Raw genomic sequence first — 17293 nt, forward strand, 5'->3', positions numbered from 1 at the left:
TTGATATAATCAAGATAATATGCCGTTCAATGATCTTAAGGGGGAAGACCGCGCAAAAAGGATGCTGCTTGGTGCATTCAACAGGCAGCGTATCGCGGGCGCCTACCTTTTTTGCGGCCAGGACATCGAAAAAATAATGCTCTTTACAAAAGAGTTTGCCAAGCTGTTGAATTGCGGGCAGTCCTGCGGCGGATGCCTGACCTGCAGGAAGATCGAGAACTCGGTCCATCCCGACTACATCGTGATAAGACCCGAAGGGAAAAAAGGCATCATAAAGATCGACCGTATCAGAGAGCTGAAAGACAGGATATCAATAGGGCCTTCCGAAGGAAAGCGGCTTGTTGCGGTCATAGAGGGAGCGGATAATATCGAAGCGGCCGCCGCCAACAGTGCTTTGAAGATACTGGAAGAGCCTCCGGAAAAAGTGGTCATCATCCTTGTCGTATCGAGGATCGAGAACCTGCCGAAAACGGTCGTTTCGAGGTGCCAGAGGATCATATTTTCAGGTCTTCCGCAGGAAAGTCCGGAGCATGTCGATATCCCGGAAAGCAGCGAGATACCGGACCTTCTGGATTATTCGGTCTCGATATCTTCCGGTTTCGGCGAAGGGGAAAGAAAGAATGTCGAGAATAAACTGGCGGCCCTTTTGATCAAATTCAGGGAGATGAAAAAAATCAAAGAAGCAAAAGCCGTTCTGAACGCCGTCAGGGACATAAAGAGAATGGCAAACATGAGAATAACGCTTGACAACATGTCTCTTGCTTTCAGAGGAGCGTCCCATGAATAAAGGTCTGGGAGTTAAATTCAGGAAGTTCAACAATATCTCTCCGCTCAAGGGCTACAAGCAGGAAAGCCTTAAGATCGGCGCGCCTGTGATCGTCGAGACCGATAGGGGCACCGAATACGGATGGATAGTGGTCATAAAAGGCGACAAAGGACGCCACGCCGGTACCGATATAAAATTGCGCAAGGTCCTGAGATACGCCGACGAAAAAGATACGGCCAAGGCCGACATGCTTGCTAAAAAGGAAAAAGAGCTTTTCTGCCAGGCCTGTTCCAGGATCACAACGAACCATATACCGATAAAGCTGCTTAATGCGGAAATAATGTTTGACGAAAGCAGGATGATACTTTACTATAAAATAACCGACGCGAAAAAGAACTTCCAGACAAAGGATGTTATAAAAGAACTCTCCGGGCTTTTCGGGATGAGGATCGAGATGCACATGATAAGCGCGAGGGACGAAGCGAGGATATTCTCGGGTTTCGGCATCTGCGGCCGTTCGCTATGCTGCAGCACTTTTCTTGAGGACTTTCCTCATGTGACGGTAAAGATATTGAAAGAGCAGGGAATAGCCATGAACCCGTCAAAAGTCTGCGGTATTTGCGGAAAACTGCTTTGTTGTCTAAAATATGAATATGAAGGGAAGGAGTAAGGATCCCGTCATGACCGAATGTGTTTTTTGCAAAATTGCCGGAGGGAAGATAAAATCTGATATCATATATCAGGATGATGATGTCGTTGCTTTTAACGATATGGATCCCCAGGCGCCGGTTCATATTCTTTTGGTACCTAAAGAGCATATTGAAAGGATCGAAAAGGTAAAGGATCATTCAGTAGTCCAAAAGATATTTAAGGCGGCAAATAAGATAGTCAGGGAAAAGGGCCTTGAAAAAGACGGGTTCAGGATCGTGGTAAATTCAGGGCGTCACGGGGGGCAGGCGGTATTTCACCTGCACTTCCATCTTTTAGGGGGCAGGCAGATGACCTGGCCTCCCGGATAGCGGGGTTTTTAGTTTAAGATTTATTTTGAGAAGGGGGGATTAAATTGGCCAAGATCGAGATAAGAAAAGAAGAATCGATCGACAAGGCTCTCAGGAAATTCAAAAGCAAGATAAGAAAAGAAGGCATACTCGAAGAGATGAAGAGAAGGGAATTCTACGAGAAACCGTCCCAAAGAAGAAGACGCGAAAAAGCCCAGGCCGTAAAGCGCGAAAGAAGAAGACAAAGAGAATCAGATCTTCAATGAAAATCGTCGACCGTTATTTGATAAGCGAGCTTGGGATCCCGTTCCTTATCGGGATAATAGGTTTTGTCCTGATAATGACCACAGACCTTCTGTTCACGTTCGTCGACATGATAATAAACAAGGGGGTCCCAGCGTGGGCGATCATCCGGCTGATCCTGTATAAACTTCCGTCCATAATGGTCCTGACTTTTCCCGTCTCCTTCCTTTTTGCCGCAGCGATCGTCCTCGGCCGCATGGCAAGAGAGAGCGAGCTCGCCGCGATGAGGACATCCGGCGTGAGTTTTTTCAGGATCGCAGCTCCGATACTCGCGGTATCGCTCGCGGTGAGCGCCGCGGCTTTCGTGACGAACGAGGCGGTAGTCCCGGTCGCGAACCGCATTTCAGACCGCATAATAAGGGAGATAGTATACAAACAGCCTCCGGCTGACGTTAAGGAGCAGGTATTCTTCAGGGATAACTTCAACAGGTTCATTTATGTCAGGAGATTTTATCCCAGGACGTCTACCATGGATGACGTGATGATATATGACATGTCGGGCGGAAAATTTCCGAAAGTCATCACGGCGAAGACCGGATCGATAACTCCTGACAGGTGGTTCTTGAAGGACGGCGCGATCCACAGCTATGATGACACGGGTAAAATAAATTACGCGGCCGGGTTTTCAGATATGGACATCACGGTAAAGGATGACTTCATGAATTTTTCGGACCAGAAGACCTCGGACGAGATGAGCAGCGGGGAGCTGTTCGGCACGATAAAGACCCTGAAGCAGGCGGGAGTGAACACCACGATGCTTGCGACGGATTTCCAGATGAAGTTTTCCATCCCGATGACGACACTAGTATTCGCGATGCTTTCTATCCCGCTCAGCATTCCCGCCCAGAGAGCAGGTAAGTCCTGGGGTTTTGCGCTCTCGATAATAGTCATTTTCACTTTTTACGTTTTCGCTTCGGTTTTCAGGTCTATGGGCAGGGGAGGCATGGTGTCCCCTATGATAGCTGCATGGCTTCCTCCTGTTTTAGTGTCTTTGATAGGCGGATCGCTTATTTTACGGGAAGGATCGAAATGACAAAAGATGCCGGTACGGACGAACTTAAAAAACGGCTCAGGAAAAATCCCAGGAACGTTCAGACAAACCTGTTGATAGGCAACAGTTATCTTAAAGCGGGTAATTTTAAAGAAGCCGTAAAACATTACAGGATCTCCTCGATGTTCGATCCGAGGTCATTTTCAAGGGTGATGATCGATTATGAAGAAGCCCTTCAGGATGATATCGGCAATGTGCAGGCAAGACTGAGCCTTGTCGACTTTCTCCTGTCGCAGGGCAGCCTTGACGCGGCGATAGTGGAACTCGAAGAGCTTGTCGAGATCGCGCCGGAGACGGCACAGATCTACAACCTGCTCGGGAGGATATACCTCAAGCTGGGCAGGCTTGACGGGGCTATCTCGCTCCTTGAAAAAGCGAAAGAATCCGGCAAAGTCGATGTCTCGCTGCTTGAAGCCCTGGCAAATGCCTATATTGAAAAAGAGAGATACAGCGACGCGGTCATGATCTATGAGGAACTTTTACGTTCTGACCCGTCGAGCAAGATAATACTGCGGACGCTGCGAGAGCTCTACAGCAAGCTCTCAAACTACGACAGCGCCGCGCAAAAATGCTCCCAGATGCTCAGCGATGATCCCGAAGTCCTTGCAGAGACGACGCTTAAGATGGAAGAACTGTCAAGGCTTTCGCCCAACAGCCCGTTCATCCTCGAGCAGCTGGCAAATGTATACATGCGTTCGCTAAAGCCGGCTCCGGCCGTGCTCCAGCTTCAAAGGATCATCGACCTTGACCCTGAAAAAACCGACACGGCGGTCTCGATGCTGAGAAAACTTTTGCAGACATATCCGGAAAACAGGGAATCCTTGTTCCTTCTGGCGGATTGCCTGGTGAAGAAGAACGTTTTTAGCGAGGCAGTCGAGATCTACGACAGATTGACCGGCAGCGATCCGGCCCTTATCGACAAGTGCATAGAAAAGCTGAAAAAGATAATCGTTCTTTATCCGGACCAGGCGCTTGCCCATAAAAGCCTGGCCGATGCCTATATATCCAAAGGGTCGTTTAAAGAAGCACTTATGGAGCTCAGGTGTTTGGTAAGGCTGAATCCCGCCGAGATAGAAAACATAGAAAGAAAATGCAAGGAGATCCTGAAAGCAAACCCGGAACTTTCTCAGGGCGCGCTTGTGCTTGCGGAATCGTTTTTGGCAAGCGGAGAAGCAAGGAAAGCGATAGCTATCGCCGAGGAGCTCGTCGAAAAAGACAAGAAGAACACGGAAGCATACGTAGTGCTCGGCGAGGCGTATCTTAAGATAGACGTCCTTAACAGGGCAAAAGAAGCTTTTATCAAAGCGATGCAGCTGTCCCCGCTCGACCCGGATATCCAGAAAAAATATCAGAATATCAGCGAAAAGGAACTTGACAGGGAAGTGACCGCTGTAAAGGCTAAGATAGAACAGGACCCGTGGCGGGCAGGGCTCAATCTCGATCTTGCCAGGCTGTTATACAAAAAAGGAAGTCTTGAGCAGGCATTGAAAGCTCTCCAGTCGGCAGTAAAGGACGCCGCGAAGGCAGTCGCTTCTCATACTCTTATGGGGACCGTTTTCAAAGAGCAGGGAAGGTTCGATCTTGCAAAGATGCAGTTCGAGAAAGTCCTGGAATTTAAGAATTCCGATGATCCCGATGCGGAAAGGTCCGCAAGGGCGGGGATAGGCAGCTGTCTCGAAGCTTTCGGTTCGGTGAATGAAGCGCTCCAGTCATACGAGTCGGTGACTTCTTCCGATATATCATTTGAAGGCGTCAAAGAAAGGATCAGCCGGCTGAACCAGACAGACCCTTACTCTGCGCGCAACAAAGCTCTTGCCTTGGTATTTGAATCGCTTTCCTCAAAGAACTTGAGGGCCGTGTGGGGCGGCGACGCCAGGAAATCAAAAAGCCGTGAAGAAGACGATCTTGCTTCCATGTCGTTCGGCCAGGAGCAGAACAACATGGGATTTGAGCAGTTCATGAAGAGCAGGAGAAAAGCTTCAGAGGAAGATTTTGTCCTGGCTACCCAGCTGGACGCGCAGCTATATCCCGCGTCTAATAATCTTGCCGCGGCTAACATGGCCGGAGGGAACCTGGAGCAGGCCGGCACATCGCTTTCCTATATATTATCCGAAGACGCGGCAAACCCGATATTCAGAAATAATCTGGGAGTCTGTCATGTCTTTAAAGACGACATGAAAAGCGCGGAGAAGGAGTTTAAGGCAAGCCTAAAGGCCGACAAGGACTTCAGCCCTGCGGCCCTCAACATGGGAGACATCGAGATGAAAAGAGGCAATATCAAGGAAGCGGTCTCTTATTACAAAAAAATTGGCAGGAATGATCCTCTGTATGAACTTATGCAGAGAAGGATAGTATACTGGATTGTATCTTAGAAAAACAGAAAGGAGCCTGGTATGAAAATCGCGATGCTGGTCCCGTATTTTTTTCCGCATTTCGGAGGGACTGAGAAATACGTGAAGGACCTTTCGGACGAGCTTGCGGACCGCGGCCATGACGTGACGATAATCTCGAACAACGTGCCGAAAGAAGCGGGAGCGCCAAAAGAAGAGATGATGGGTAAAGTGAAAGTGAAACGCCTTGACGCCAAGAATTACGTCTATCTTCCTGTCTCGTTCCAGTTCAACCTGAAGATGCTGAAAGGCTTTGACCTGGTCCACACGCACTGCCCGCCGTTCGGCTTCACAAGAGCGGTAAGAGGAAGACTGAAGATCCCTCATGTGGTCACTTATCACTGCGACACGACGATGTCCGAAAAATTTCTCGGGATAAAGATGCCTAAATGGGCGATAAAAAGTGTGGAGTGGATCACGAATGCTTACGCGAAAATGATACTCCCGAGCGCGGATGCCATAATATCGACTACCGAAAGCTACGCGTCCACTTCCCCCGTGATGAAAAACTTCGCGCATTTTGCCGTGCCCATCGGGATCCATTATGAGGTGTTCGATGAGTCAAGAAAAAAACAGGGCATCACCGAAGAAAAACGCGACAGGAAGAAAGTGCTTTTTCTCGGAAGGTTTGCCGCCAATAAAGGGATAGATTACCTTGTGAGGGCGATCCCTCTGGTCCTGAAGGAAGTCCCGGACGCGAAGTTCATACTTTGCGGAGAAGGCGAGGAAAAACCGCACATAGAAGATTTCATAGACAAAGTCGGTGTCAGGAACAGGATCGAGTTCCAGGGAAAAGTGAATCTCGACAAGATGGTGGAACTGTATTCGACATCAGCCATGTTCGTCTTCCCGTCGATAAACAGGCTCGAAGCGTTCGGCATAGTCCAGCTTGAATCGATGGCATGTTCGACGCCGGTAATAGCGTCCAATATCCCGGGCGTCAATAACGTCATGGATGTCGGCAGCAGCGGTCTTCTTGTGGAGCCGAGAGATATCGAAGGCCTCGCAAAAGCGATCATAGAGATACTGAAAGATCCTGAAAAGGCGAAAAAGATGGGCGAGCGGGGAAGGCAGCTTGTCGAGACCAAGTACAACTGGAAGACTATCGGTAACCAGATAGAGGACATCTACAGAATGGTCATCGAAAGGAAAAAAGCGTGAAGGTACTTGTCACCGGAGGAGCGGGATTCATCGGAGGCGTGACGGTAAGGGACCTTCTTGATGCCGGTTTTGACATAGATGTCTTAGACAACCTTGAATGCGGCCATAAATCTACCATTCCCGACAAGTGCAGGCTGATAAAGGCAGATCTCCGTTCATACCCAGATATTTTTGACGCGCTTTCAGCCTCAAAATACGACGCGGTGCTTCATTTCGCTGCTTACACCATAGTGCCGGAGTCCGTCGAGAACCCCGAGAAATATTTCAGGAACAATGTCGAAGCGAGCATCAATCTCCTGAACGCGATGAAAAATACAGGCGTTAAGAACATCATCTTTTCCTCTTCGGCCGCGGTATATGGCGAGCCTAAAGATATCCCGATCAAAGAAGACGCGCCGACGGCGCCGGCTAACACTTACGGCCAGACAAAACTGACAGTCGAGGAATATTTAAGATGGTATGACCTGGCTTACGGCATAAAGTCGGTCAGCCTTAGGTATTTCAACGCCGCGGGTGCGGACCTGGTCAACGATCTCGGTGAAGACAGGGAGACCGAGACACACCTGATACCGCTGGTGCTTCATTCGGCTTCGGGCAGGAACAAAGACGTAAAGATATTCGGCACGGATTATCCGACAAAGGACGGCACCTGTGTGAGGGATTACATACATGTCAAAGATCTCTCCTGCGCCCATGTGCTCGCGCTTAAAAAACTGCTTGAAACAGGGAAAACCTCGGTCTATAATCTCGGGAGCGAGAACGGGTTCACGGTAAAGGAGATCGTAAAGGCCGCGGAGAAAATTTGCGGCAAAAAGATCAGCGTCATCGAGACCGGCAGGAGAGCGGGAGACCCGCCGGCTCTTATCGCAAGTTCCAAAAAGATCAGGTCCGAACTCGGCTGGCAGCAAAAGCACTCAGATGTTGAGAAGATCATCTCCGATACCTGGAAATGGATGGAAAGACATCCCCACGGATACTGAAAATGCAAAAAAAGAAGATATTATACCTGTTTTCCGATACCGGCGGCGGTCACAGGAGCTCGGCTTCGGCTATTATGAAGGCCGTAGAGGAGCTCAAGAAGAAAGACGCTCCGCTGCAGGAGATGGTGGATGTGTTCACGGAATGCAGCGCGTTCCTCGGCATGCTCGCGAAATTATACGGCCCGGTCATAAAATATTCGCCAAAGATGTGGGGAGTGCTGTATCACTGGCTGAACGACATGAAAAAGATGCAGCAGATGGAAAAACTGGCAAGGCCGTTCATACAAAAAGAACTAGGGCGCCTCATTCTCGACAGGAAACCTGACATCATCGTATCTGTGCATCCCCTGTTGAACCACCTGACGGTAGCGGCCATGGAAGATGTTAAGTACATTGTTCCGTTGATAACGGTAGTTACCGATCCCGTGAGCCTTCACAGGGCCTGGGTCTGCCCGGATGCCGACATGATCATAGTGGCGACGCAAGACGCAAAAAGACATGCGCTGGAATACGGCGGCGACAAGAATAAGATCAGGGTCATAGGCCTTCCCATTGACCCTAGGTTCGCAAAACCGGCGGCTTCAAAAGCTATGAAAAAGCGCGAGCTCGGGCTTGACCCCGGCAGATTCACGGTGCTTCTGATGGGCGGCGGGGAGGGCGGCGGAAACATGCTTAAGATAGTGCGGTCTATAGACAAGGCGGGGCTGAATATTCAGCTGATAGTGATAGCCGGCAGGAACGAGAAACTGAAAAAACAACTTGAGATTATGTCGGAAAGACTTTCATACAGGATGAAGGTCTACGGATTCACGAACGAAGTGCCTGAGATAATGAGCGCTTCCGACCTCATAATAACTAAAGCAGGTCCGGGGTCGATCGCGGAAGCCCTGGCAAAGGAACTTCCGATAGTGATCACGAGCTGGCTTCCCGGCCAGGAAGAAGGCAATGTCAATTACGTCCTTGATAAACGTCTCGGGGTGATATGCCGGGACTTCAGGCAGATCGCAAAAACGATAAAAGAAATGCAGGCGCCTAAAAACCTCAACAGGATCAGGGCGAACATCAAAAAAGTAAATAATCCCCGCGCGGTGTTCGAGATAGCGCATATCATACTTGAGAAAATCCCGCTCAGATGATATTCTGAATTAAGCAGATAATATTTTGGGAGGAAAAAAGTGAAAAAACTATTTTTGGTCATTTTACTGGTCTGTTTCGTGGTATCACCCGTCCATGCCGCCAAGAAAAAAACACCTAAGGGATTGCTTTCAAGTACCAAGGAGATAAAGTTCAGGGACGTTCCGGATTCGCACTGGGCGGCAAAATCGGTCTACAAGCTTGTAAAGCTCGGGGTGACCCAGGGTTATCCGGACGGAACTTTCCGCGGAACAAAGACGATAACGAGGTTCGAGACCGCCGTTTTCCTCTCAAAACTGGCCGACAGCGTGGGGTCAGCAGGGATGGAGAAACTTACCGAAGAGCTGAAATCCGAACTGAAAGCGATGAAGGATGAAATGGCGGAAAAAGGCTTCATGAGTTCAAAGGGAAGCTTCGAGCTGGATTATTATCTGGGCAACATTTTTTACAACACGGCTGACTACTCGGGACAGAGAGCGCCGCAGGGCCCTGTCATGGATTACCGCCTGATTGCGGATTTTTCTTCAAATCTAGGGCAGAACCAGTCCGTAAAAGCGACTTTGGACACAATGGACGGCGGTTTTTACGGGGGAGGACAGGACCTTCTGACAAGATTGATCGATATCCAGGGCACGATCAAGACAAAGCTCTGGTCTCCCGCGACCATAACCGTAAGCGCTGGACCGGGACCCCAGAGGCATCTTTTCGGCGGCAATATCATGCCGTCGGAGTACGGCAGGACTTATGTCAGGCCATACACCGGCGTCAGTCTTTCTACGGCACTTTACGGCGCGGGATTTAACGCTTCATATTACGCGCACAACATAAAAGCGACCGACCCGTCCACCCCGGGCGAGGTTGGAGTGAACCAGATAAGCGGCAGTCTTTCATGGGCATACAGTAAATGGTCATTGCTGAACAGCGGCACCGTGACTTTGAGCGCCGATTATTTTTCCAGGAACACAGGGACAGGTTCAAGCGCGCTCACAAATTTCAGGCCGTCGATAAGCATCTCCGCTAATCCGAAAAAAAATCTTCTTGTTTCCGGACAGATAAAAGCAGGCTCTTCAAAAGATATCGGGACTCACAGGCTTGCATTGATCGGAGAATTGGCCGCGACCGAACTTCTGGCAGGCAGGACGGACCTGGACGTAAAGGTAGTTCTTGCAGGCGGCGATTATATAGTTGAACCGGATAATCTTGACGAATGGACGCTGCTCGGGTATGACCCTTTTGACAGGCCTCTCGTGAATGGCGTCAAATCGATCCAGGCACAGCTGAAGCATTCTTTCACTGACAGCATCACCCTTGTCGGCAAGGGGATGTACAATATGTCGTCGGGATTTATGTTCGGCACCGGACATTCAGGTTCAAGGGCCACTGTCGAGGGAGGTCTGAACTTCACCCTTTCAGATACCGGATCGTTTTATGCGGGTTACAGGATAGATAAAGATCCCAACGCGTCGATCCAAACGACCGACCTGTTCATAATGAAGCTTATCTGCGCTTTCTGATAAGGTCCTTATGGAAACGGACAAAAACCGGGCAGACAAAGAACATCTTGCCGGAACAAGACTTATAGGCCGAAATATTTACAGATATGACCGCGTATCCTCCACCAATGATGTCTGCCGCATGCTTGGGGAAAAGTCTGACACAGAAGGCCTTGTCATAATAGCGGATGTACAGGATAAAGGCCGCGGAAGATTCGACAGAAAATGGTATTCCCGCGACCCAGGCGGCCTCTATTTCTCCATATTATTAAGGCCCTCTTTTGATCAAAAGTATTTCCCGCTGATCGGCCTTTCCGCTGCTTCCTGCATTGCAAGAGCGATATTTTCCCTGGCGCGGGTCAAAGCGTCGGTAAAATGGCCGAATGATGTTCTTATCAACGGCAAGAAAGCTGCCGGTATACTTATCGAACAAAAGAACACCGATGTAATAGCCGGCATCGGAATAAATCTAAGTAATGAAACAGGCTCATTCCCGCCGGAGATAAGAGACATTGCGACCTCGGTGCTCATAGAGTCCGGTATCGGGATCGAAAAAGAGCTTTTCTTCTGCGGCCTTTTGCGGGATATTGATGACGATTATTTTTTGCTCTCTCAGAAAAAGTTCGGGCGGATAATAGAAGGTGCAAAAAAGCATTCCTGCCTGCTTGGCAGAGAAGTCCTGATAGAGAAGGACGGGCAAAACATCAGCGGTATCGCAGCCGATATCGACGGGACCGGCGCATTGATAATAGAGTCTCAAAATGATAAAATCAAGATAACTTCGGGAGAAATAATCAAATGGCGACAAGAGGCATAAGAGGAGCGATAACGGTAGCCAAGAACGAAAAGGATGCCATCGTGGTGGCGACTGAGATGCTGCTTGAAAAGATGGTCTCGGTGAACAAGTTAAAAGTGGACGATATCGCTTCCGTTTTATTTTCGGTCACGCACGACCTGACAAAAGAATTTCCCGCGATAGCCGCGAGAGAAATGGGCTGGCTTTACACGCCCCTGATGTGCACGAATGAGATCGCCATTGAAGGGAGCCTGAAAAAGTGCATAAGGGTGCTGATGACGGTTAATTCAGAAAAAAAACAGAGCGAGATAAAACATGTCTATCTTAACGAAGCGCAGAAACTCCGGCCGGACCTTTCAAGTGAAAAGATCGACGAATACTACGTCAGTTAAAGGGAAACGATCATGATCATTGTAATGAAGCCGGGAGCATCGGACACTGAAATAAACCATGTTATCGATAAATTAAAAGGTTATGGGTTCGGCACTCATGTTTCTAAAGGCGTTGAGCAGACGATAATAGGCGCGATAGGCGATAAGACAACGCTCCAGATAGAGACGGTCACCGTCCTGCCAGGCGTCTCAAAGATCATCCCTGTAAGAAAGCCTTATAAACTGGTGAGCAGGGAATTCCACCCGGCCGATACTCTTGTGAAGATAGGAAGAAAGTTCGAAGTGGGAGAGGGGTGTCCTGTTGCCGTGATGGCGGGGCCGTGTTCGGTGGAGAACAGGGACCAGATAATCGAGACCGCCCGTGCCGTAAAAAGTGCAGGCGCGGTCGCACTCCGCGGCGGCGCGTTCAAGCCCAGGACATCGCCGTACAGCTTCCAGGGACTCGGAGAAGAAGGCTTGAAACTCCTTATGGAAGCCAAAAAGGACACCGGACTTCCTATTATCACGGAAGCAATGGATACAAGGGACGTGGACCTTATCGCAAAATATGCCGACGTGATACAGATCGGCGCGAGGAACATGCAGAATTTCAATCTGTTAAAAGAAGTCGGAAAGACTTCAAAGCCCGTCCTGCTTAAACGCGGGCTGTCGGCCACGATCGAAGACCTTCTCATGTCAGCTGAATACATAATGAAGGAAGGCAACAATGCGGTGATGCTTTGCGAAAGAGGGATAAGGACCTTTGAGACATACACAAGGAACACTTTGGACCTGAGCGCCGTTGCCGCGATAAAAGAATTAAGCCACCTTCCTGTGATCGTAGATCCCAGCCATGCCGTGGGCAAGTGGAGCCTGGTAGCTGCGATGAGCAAAGCCGCGGTCGCAGCCGGAGCGGACGGTCTTATCATCGAGGTCTGCCCGAGGCCGGAAGAGGCTTTATCCGACGGGGCTCAGTCTCTTACTCCTGAAAATTTTTCCAAGCTGATGAAAGAGTTGAAGACAATCGCGTCAGCTGTCGGAAGAAGCGTCTAGCCGGCGGTTACTTCCCCCGACATCTTTTTGAGCGCGGACCTCAGACTTTCGAACCCTTCTTTTTTCAAGGCGGATATTTTTACATAAGGAGCATATTTTTTCAATAAACTTTCAGGCGGGCCCTCTTTGACGAGATCCGATTTATTGAAAACGGTCAGAATGGGCTTGCCGATGGCGCCGATGTCTTCAAGCACTTTAAAGACAGAAGCTATCTGTTCCTCCAGGACCGCGCTGCTCAGGTCTACTACATGTATCAGAAAATCAGAGCCGGCGACTTCCTCAAGCGTCGCGCGGAACGCGTCGACAAGCTGGTGCGGCAATTTCTGAATAAAACCGACGGTATCAGATAAAAGAACCGAATTATTTTCATCAAGGTATAATTTCCTTGTCGTAGTGTCGAGAGTTGCGAACAATTTATCCTCCACAAGGACACCAGCCTTTGTCAGGCTGTTGAGGAGCGTGGATTTCCCTGCGTTGGTATAACCGATGATCGATGCCATTAGGATACCGGATCCCTGCCTGTTCTTGCGCCTCATCTGCCTGGACTCCCGTATCTTTTCGATCTCCTTCTTCAGCTCGGATATCTTTTTCCTGATCTTACGCCTGTCCTCCTCGAGTTTTGTCTCTCCTGGGCCTCTCGTGCCGATGCCGCCGCCGAGACGCGACATCGCGATGCCTTTTCCGGTCAGCCTGGTCATCATGTACTGCGACTGGGCAAGTTCGACCTGCAGCCTTCCTTCGTGGCTGTGGGCGTGCTGGGAGAAGATATCAAGTATCAGTTCGGTCCGGTCAATGACCTTTACCCCGAGGGCTTTTTCCAGTTCCCTGACCTGCGAAGGTTTTAGTTCGTTGTCGAAAATGACAAGGTTGGAACCGGTATCGTTTATTAAAAGAAGAAGGTCATCGAGCTTGCCTTTCCCGATGAAATATTTGATATCCGGGCTCTCCCTTGGCTGCGTGACAGATCCCGTGACGCGGGCGCCGGCTGTCTCGGCAAGGTTGGAAAGCTCAAGAATAGAATCTTCTATCGGAAGTCGGTCGTTCCTGAACCGGACCCCGGCAAGGACGGCTGTTTCTTTTTTATCCACTGTATAAAGTCTAATTCAATTCAGAGGTATATTCAAGCTAAGATTAAGACAGTGAAATTATGGTGAGCGGTATCTATTGACCGGCTGAGCGTCTCAAAGCCTCTATAAAAAAATCTTTGAAGACTGGCGGCTGCTGCAGACCGGACCAGCGTTCTCTCATATGCTTCAGTATGAACTGCATCGTATAGGCCCTGACCTCCTGGGAAGTCGGGATATTGACAAGTTCCTTTACAAGCTGCCGGCAATCATCATATCTCAGGTTCCTGGCAATGTGTTTTACCTCGATCACCGATATGCTTGGGACGTCTACGGAATTCATTCCCATGCCGATGAGTATAGGCAGCGAGATCCATTCGGTAGGCAGGTCACCGCACACACCGGTAATTTTATTATGTGCCATGCCCGCATCAAAAACCCTCGTGTAATTTGACAGCACATCCGGATGAAGCTCATCCCACCTTGCCAAAGCAGCAGGATCTCTGGTCTCTCTCTGGATGCCGAGAGTATACGCTGTCATATCATTACTTCCGATTTTCATGAAATCTGCGGCCTGGGCTATTTCACCGGCGTTCCTTGCGCCCTCGGGATTCTCTATGGTGGCTCCAACGAGGATTTTAGAGTTGAACGGTTTTTTCCCTATAGCCTGCATCATCTGCCTTATCACGCTTTTGCCCCATTCGAACTCTTCAAGCGTTCTGACGAACGGGAACAATATGGCAAGGGACGGATGTTCTCCGCTGGCGATCAAAATGTGTCTTATCTGCTCTTCGAACAGGTTGTTGAGCGTGGGCACTTTCCTGCAAAGGCCTATACCTCTCTCAGGGAGATTTTCGTCAAAAGGTCTGAACTTCAGATATTTGCCTCCGCCAAGGTCTAAAGTTCTTATAACGGTTGCAGTCTTGACATCATCAGGAGATAATTTCATTTGTTTGGCGGTTACAAGTTTATGTTCTTCGACCTTTGTTGCCAGAGTGATGTAAAAATTGACTGCTTCTTGTTCTGTCGGACCGCTGGATTCACGGATATTTCCTGTCTTCGGGTCGCACATATAAAATTCTTCCGAGCGGATCAACCCCGGCCCGTGAACTGCTCCTGTTCCCAGCAGTTCGTCAAGTTCAGCGGATGTCCCTATGCATCCTCCTATATGGATCACTCTGCCGTCCAAGGTTAGCGTGTTTGAAAACCGTTCAAGCCCGCCCATGGCCGTAGCATAATGCCCCATCTTTCTCCGCAGCTTTCTTGCCGTATTCAGCTCATGGGGAGAAGGGTTTACGATAACAGAACCGTCCCATCCGTTCGCGATGAGCGGTGTTCCGGTCGTGATCTTCGATACGGGTATCTTGGTAATACATAAGATGCCCCTGGTCTTCCCGAGCAGTGTAGGATGGTCGTTCTTAGACCCGTTTTCGGTAAGAATGGTCGTTACATTCGGCGGAAAAGTCGCAACTTCATCCGTAGTGACGTGTTCGGACACAACGGCAACGCTCCCTTTACCGATAGAGGTAGCAACATCGCATTGCTGTCCATACCTTGTCTTGACGACGAAATCGGCGAAATCCCTAATTTCCGAAAGACATTCCTTCGTCTTCATGTTGGAAAGCATGGCAGTTATTGCAGTTTCAACTATCTTGACGATCTCAGCCATAGCACCTTTAGTGTTCAACCGTTGATTCTTGATAAGGACTGTCCCTTTGCTTGTGACCATGGGATCGTCACAGATAGAGATAAGGACATCGAGGAATGAAGCAGCTTGTTGCAGATTAGCATCTTTTTTCATGGCATCATATGATGCGTTAAGCTTTGCTTTGCCCCTCTGCAAAGCATCTATGAAAAACTTCAGTTCCTGGTCCGCATCTTCATCCGGTCCGAGCTTGTTTTCCTTTGGTATCAATGCGCTTATTTCTCTCTGTATTACAAAAGCAGGCACTATATCCAGTCTTGCCAGTCCTGAAGTGCTTCCCCTAAAAATGGCGGACTGTGTTTTCAATCCCACGGTTGTAGACACAAAAGCCAGGGCATTCTCTAAATTCCGGTCCACGTTATCAGGGAGCTTTATCCTGCCGAGGACATCCTCGCCCGCATTTTTCGCGAACAGTTTTGGGTCAAAATATCTGCTTGTCAGGCCGATCTCGTGCAATCTCCTGACGCCTAAACGGTGCAGCCCTAAAACTTTTGAGGCTTGCCTTAAAGTACCAAAACTCAAAGGGACCCGTTTTTGAGATACTTGCAAGCTTATATCAATTGGCAATTTAAGTCTCCTTTCGTCATTGGTAAAAGTGTTCAATACCCATCTGTGTATATATCGTTAATATTATTGGACGATTTCAGTGATTTTGGGGTTGAATTAAAAATGGATAAGGTCAAGTTCAGGAAATAGTCAGGTAAGATTATGATTTGTAGGTAAGGGGTTGATCAATCCTCATCTTTTAATTGGCGGTTCATAAGGTCGAGTATGGCCTGTTTGGGGTCTTTGCCTTCAAAGAGGACGTTTTTTACCTCGCTTGCTATCGGCATCTCGATCTTGAGTCTCTTGGCAAGCTCTATGGAAGAGATGACCGTTTCCACACCTTCAGGGACACCACTCATCAAACTCAATATCTCATTAAGCTTTTTTCCCTTTGCGATCTCTACTCCTACGTGATGGTTCCTCGACAGGTCGCTCTGGCATGTAGTTATAAGATCACCGATCCCTGAAAGGCCGGAAAAAGTTTCTTTTTTTGCCCCGGCGGCAATGCCAAGCCTGGTAATCTCTGCCATCCCGCGTATGATCAGAGCTGATTTAGCGTTATTGCCCAGGGAAAGGCCGTCGCAGATACCGGCAGCTATCGCTATGACATTTTTCAGCGCACCGCCGAGCTCGACACCTATCAGATCGTTGCTGGTATAGACCCTGAAAGAAGGGCTTGACAATACTTGCTGAAAATAGGCGGAGAGTTTTTTATCCCTGCTTGCCACAACAGACGCAGCGGGCAGTCCGGTGGCGATCTCTTTTGAAAGGTTCGGACCCGAAATGACCGCAACGACTTTTATCCCGAGTTCTTTTTCTATTATCTGCGACGGCCGGTCAAGCGTCTTTTTCTCAATGCCTTTCGCGGCGCTGAGAAATTTCATATTTTTCGGGACGATCCTCTGTTCGGCCGCCGCTATAAGCACATTCCTCAGATATTTTGTCGGTATCGCGCAGATGACGTATCCGTCTTTGATCAGGACATCCTCAAGATCATCGGACGCCGAAATATTTTTGTTGAGCTTTACTCCCGGGAGGAATATCTTGTTCTCGTTATTGTTGTTAATGTCATCAGCGGTCCCTTTTTCAAAAGTCCAGATCTTAACGCTAAGACCGTTCTTTGCGAGCATGTTCGCAAGAGTCGTTCCCCAGGCGCCGGCGCCGAGCACAGCAATATATTTCATATCTTTCATCCAAAAAGCTTTATTTTGTTCTCTGTTCCGTTCAGCAGTCTTTTTATATTAGGAATATGTTTATAGATGATGAAAATCGTGAGTATCAGTATCCCCCATGCATAGGGGGCTGGTCTGCCGGTAGTGAACATCATAATAGAAAGCAATATAGAACCGGTGATCGAAGCAACAGACACATAACCGGAAGCAGCAATAATGCCGATCCCCAGAATGAAAGATAATATGAAAAGGTATGGCGATATAGCGAAGACGGCGCCGAGCCCGGTCGCGACACCTTTCCCGCCTTTGA

Annotated in this window: 17 protein-coding genes; 13 read left to right on the plus strand and 4 right to left on the minus strand. The window is 49.0% G+C overall.

Annotation, left to right across the window (positions count from 1 at the left end):
* Window positions 1-19 precede the first annotated feature (19 nt).
* From NTZ10_07375 to aroF, 13 genes are read left to right on the plus strand one after another with little or no spacing between them, the layout of a single operon-like run.
* Window positions 20-787, plus strand: coding sequence for a hypothetical protein (locus NTZ10_07375; protein MCX5750036.1), 768 nt, complete (start codon window positions 20-22; stop codon window positions 785-787).
* Window positions 780-1436 carry a regulatory iron-sulfur-containing complex subunit RicT gene (ricT, locus tag NTZ10_07380; protein MCX5750037.1) on the plus strand — a complete coding sequence of 219 codons (657 nt, stop codon included), beginning with the start codon at window positions 780-782 and terminating at the stop codon, window positions 1434-1436. Before NTZ10_07375 ends, ricT begins: the two co-directional genes overlap by 8 nt.
* Before the next feature lie 10 nt (window positions 1437-1446).
* On the plus strand, window positions 1447-1785 hold the full coding sequence (locus NTZ10_07385; protein ID MCX5750038.1) for a histidine triad nucleotide-binding protein: 339 nt from the start codon (window positions 1447-1449) through the stop codon (window positions 1783-1785).
* A 38-nt stretch (window positions 1786-1823) separates the two neighbouring features.
* Window positions 1824-2030 (plus strand): 30S ribosomal protein S21, encoded by a 207-nt coding sequence (gene rpsU / locus NTZ10_07390; protein ID MCX5750039.1) that lies wholly within the window; start codon window positions 1824-1826, stop codon window positions 2028-2030.
* Complete coding sequence (locus NTZ10_07395; protein ID MCX5750040.1) at window positions 2027-3100, plus strand: LptF/LptG family permease; 1074 nt, start codon at window positions 2027-2029, stop codon at window positions 3098-3100. The genes rpsU and NTZ10_07395 overlap by 4 nt, the downstream gene beginning before the upstream one ends.
* Window positions 3034-5490 (plus strand): tetratricopeptide repeat protein, encoded by a 2457-nt coding sequence (locus NTZ10_07400; GenBank protein ID MCX5750041.1) that lies wholly within the window; start codon window positions 3034-3036, stop codon window positions 5488-5490. The genes NTZ10_07395 and NTZ10_07400 overlap by 67 nt, the downstream gene beginning before the upstream one ends.
* Window positions 5491-5511: 21 nt before the next feature.
* Window positions 5512-6669, plus strand: a complete 1158-nt coding sequence (locus NTZ10_07405) for a glycosyltransferase family 4 protein (protein MCX5750042.1) — start codon at window positions 5512-5514, stop codon at window positions 6667-6669.
* Window positions 6666-7649 (plus strand): UDP-glucose 4-epimerase GalE, encoded by a 984-nt coding sequence (galE, locus tag NTZ10_07410; protein MCX5750043.1) that lies wholly within the window; start codon window positions 6666-6668, stop codon window positions 7647-7649. Before NTZ10_07405 ends, galE begins: the two co-directional genes overlap by 4 nt.
* 2 nt (window positions 7650-7651) lie before the next feature.
* A complete protein-coding gene (locus NTZ10_07415; GenBank protein MCX5750044.1) occupies window positions 7652-8785 on the plus strand; it encodes a glycosyltransferase in 1134 nt (377 codons plus the stop codon).
* 39 nt (window positions 8786-8824) lie between these two features.
* Window positions 8825-10297 (plus strand): S-layer homology domain-containing protein, encoded by a 1473-nt coding sequence (locus NTZ10_07420; GenBank protein MCX5750045.1) that lies wholly within the window; start codon window positions 8825-8827, stop codon window positions 10295-10297.
* 10 nt (window positions 10298-10307) lie between these two features.
* Complete coding sequence (locus NTZ10_07425) at window positions 10308-11093, plus strand: biotin--[acetyl-CoA-carboxylase] ligase (GenBank protein MCX5750046.1); 786 nt, start codon at window positions 10308-10310, stop codon at window positions 11091-11093.
* Window positions 11075-11464: a chorismate mutase gene (gene aroH / locus NTZ10_07430; GenBank protein MCX5750047.1), complete on the plus strand. Its 390-nt coding sequence runs from the start codon at window positions 11075-11077 to the stop codon at window positions 11462-11464. Before NTZ10_07425 ends, aroH begins: the two co-directional genes overlap by 19 nt.
* A 12-nt stretch (window positions 11465-11476) precedes the next feature.
* Window positions 11477-12496: a 3-deoxy-7-phosphoheptulonate synthase gene (gene aroF / locus NTZ10_07435; protein MCX5750048.1), complete on the plus strand. Its 1020-nt coding sequence runs from the start codon at window positions 11477-11479 to the stop codon at window positions 12494-12496.
* On the opposite strand, the gene hflX is transcribed toward aroF, so the two are convergent.
* The 4 genes from hflX to NTZ10_07455 all read right to left on the minus strand — a co-directional run.
* Window positions 12493-13584, minus strand: a complete 1092-nt coding sequence (gene hflX / locus NTZ10_07440; GenBank protein MCX5750049.1) for a GTPase HflX — start codon at window positions 13582-13584, stop codon at window positions 12493-12495. The genes aroF and hflX overlap by 4 nt on opposite strands.
* Window positions 13585-13657: 73 nt before the next feature.
* Window positions 13658-15832, minus strand: a complete 2175-nt coding sequence (locus NTZ10_07445) for a hypothetical protein (GenBank protein ID MCX5750050.1) — start codon at window positions 15830-15832, stop codon at window positions 13658-13660.
* 164 nt (window positions 15833-15996) lie between these two features.
* Window positions 15997-16995: an NAD(P)-dependent glycerol-3-phosphate dehydrogenase gene (locus NTZ10_07450; protein ID MCX5750051.1), complete on the minus strand. Its 999-nt coding sequence runs from the start codon at window positions 16993-16995 to the stop codon at window positions 15997-15999.
* A 5-nt stretch (window positions 16996-17000) separates the two neighbouring features.
* The coding region (locus tag NTZ10_07455; GenBank protein ID MCX5750052.1) for a glycerol-3-phosphate acyltransferase at window positions 17001-17293 on the minus strand (293 nt) is incomplete at its 5' end.

It is taken from the genome of Candidatus Saganbacteria bacterium, from assembly GCA_026387835.1.
Lineage (GTDB): Bacteria > Margulisbacteria > WOR-1 > JAKLHX01 > JAKLHX01 > JAPLKZ01.

Coding starts and splice junctions, on each gene's coding strand:
- NTZ10_07375 (MCX5750036.1), top strand. CDS start 20: ATGCCGTTCAATGATCTTAAGGGGGAAGACCGCGCAAAAAGGATGCTG.
- ricT (MCX5750037.1), top strand. CDS start 780: ATGAATAAAGGTCTGGGAGTTAAATTCAGGAAGTTCAACAATATCTCT.
- NTZ10_07385 (MCX5750038.1), top strand. CDS start 1,447: ATGACCGAATGTGTTTTTTGCAAAATTGCCGGAGGGAAGATAAAATCT.
- NTZ10_07395 (MCX5750040.1), top strand. CDS start 2,027: ATGAAAATCGTCGACCGTTATTTGATAAGCGAGCTTGGGATCCCGTTC.
- NTZ10_07400 (MCX5750041.1), top strand. CDS start 3,034: ATGGCTTCCTCCTGTTTTAGTGTCTTTGATAGGCGGATCGCTTATTTT.
- NTZ10_07405 (MCX5750042.1), top strand. CDS start 5,512: ATGAAAATCGCGATGCTGGTCCCGTATTTTTTTCCGCATTTCGGAGGG.
- NTZ10_07415 (MCX5750044.1), top strand. CDS start 7,652: ATGCAAAAAAAGAAGATATTATACCTGTTTTCCGATACCGGCGGCGGT.
- NTZ10_07425 (MCX5750046.1), top strand. CDS start 10,308: ATGGAAACGGACAAAAACCGGGCAGACAAAGAACATCTTGCCGGAACA.
- aroH (MCX5750047.1), top strand. CDS start 11,075: ATGGCGACAAGAGGCATAAGAGGAGCGATAACGGTAGCCAAGAACGAA.
- aroF (MCX5750048.1), top strand. CDS start 11,477: ATGATCATTGTAATGAAGCCGGGAGCATCGGACACTGAAATAAACCAT.
- NTZ10_07450 (MCX5750051.1), bottom strand. CDS start 16,995: ATGAAATATATTGCTGTGCTCGGCGCCGGCGCCTGGGGAACGACTCTT.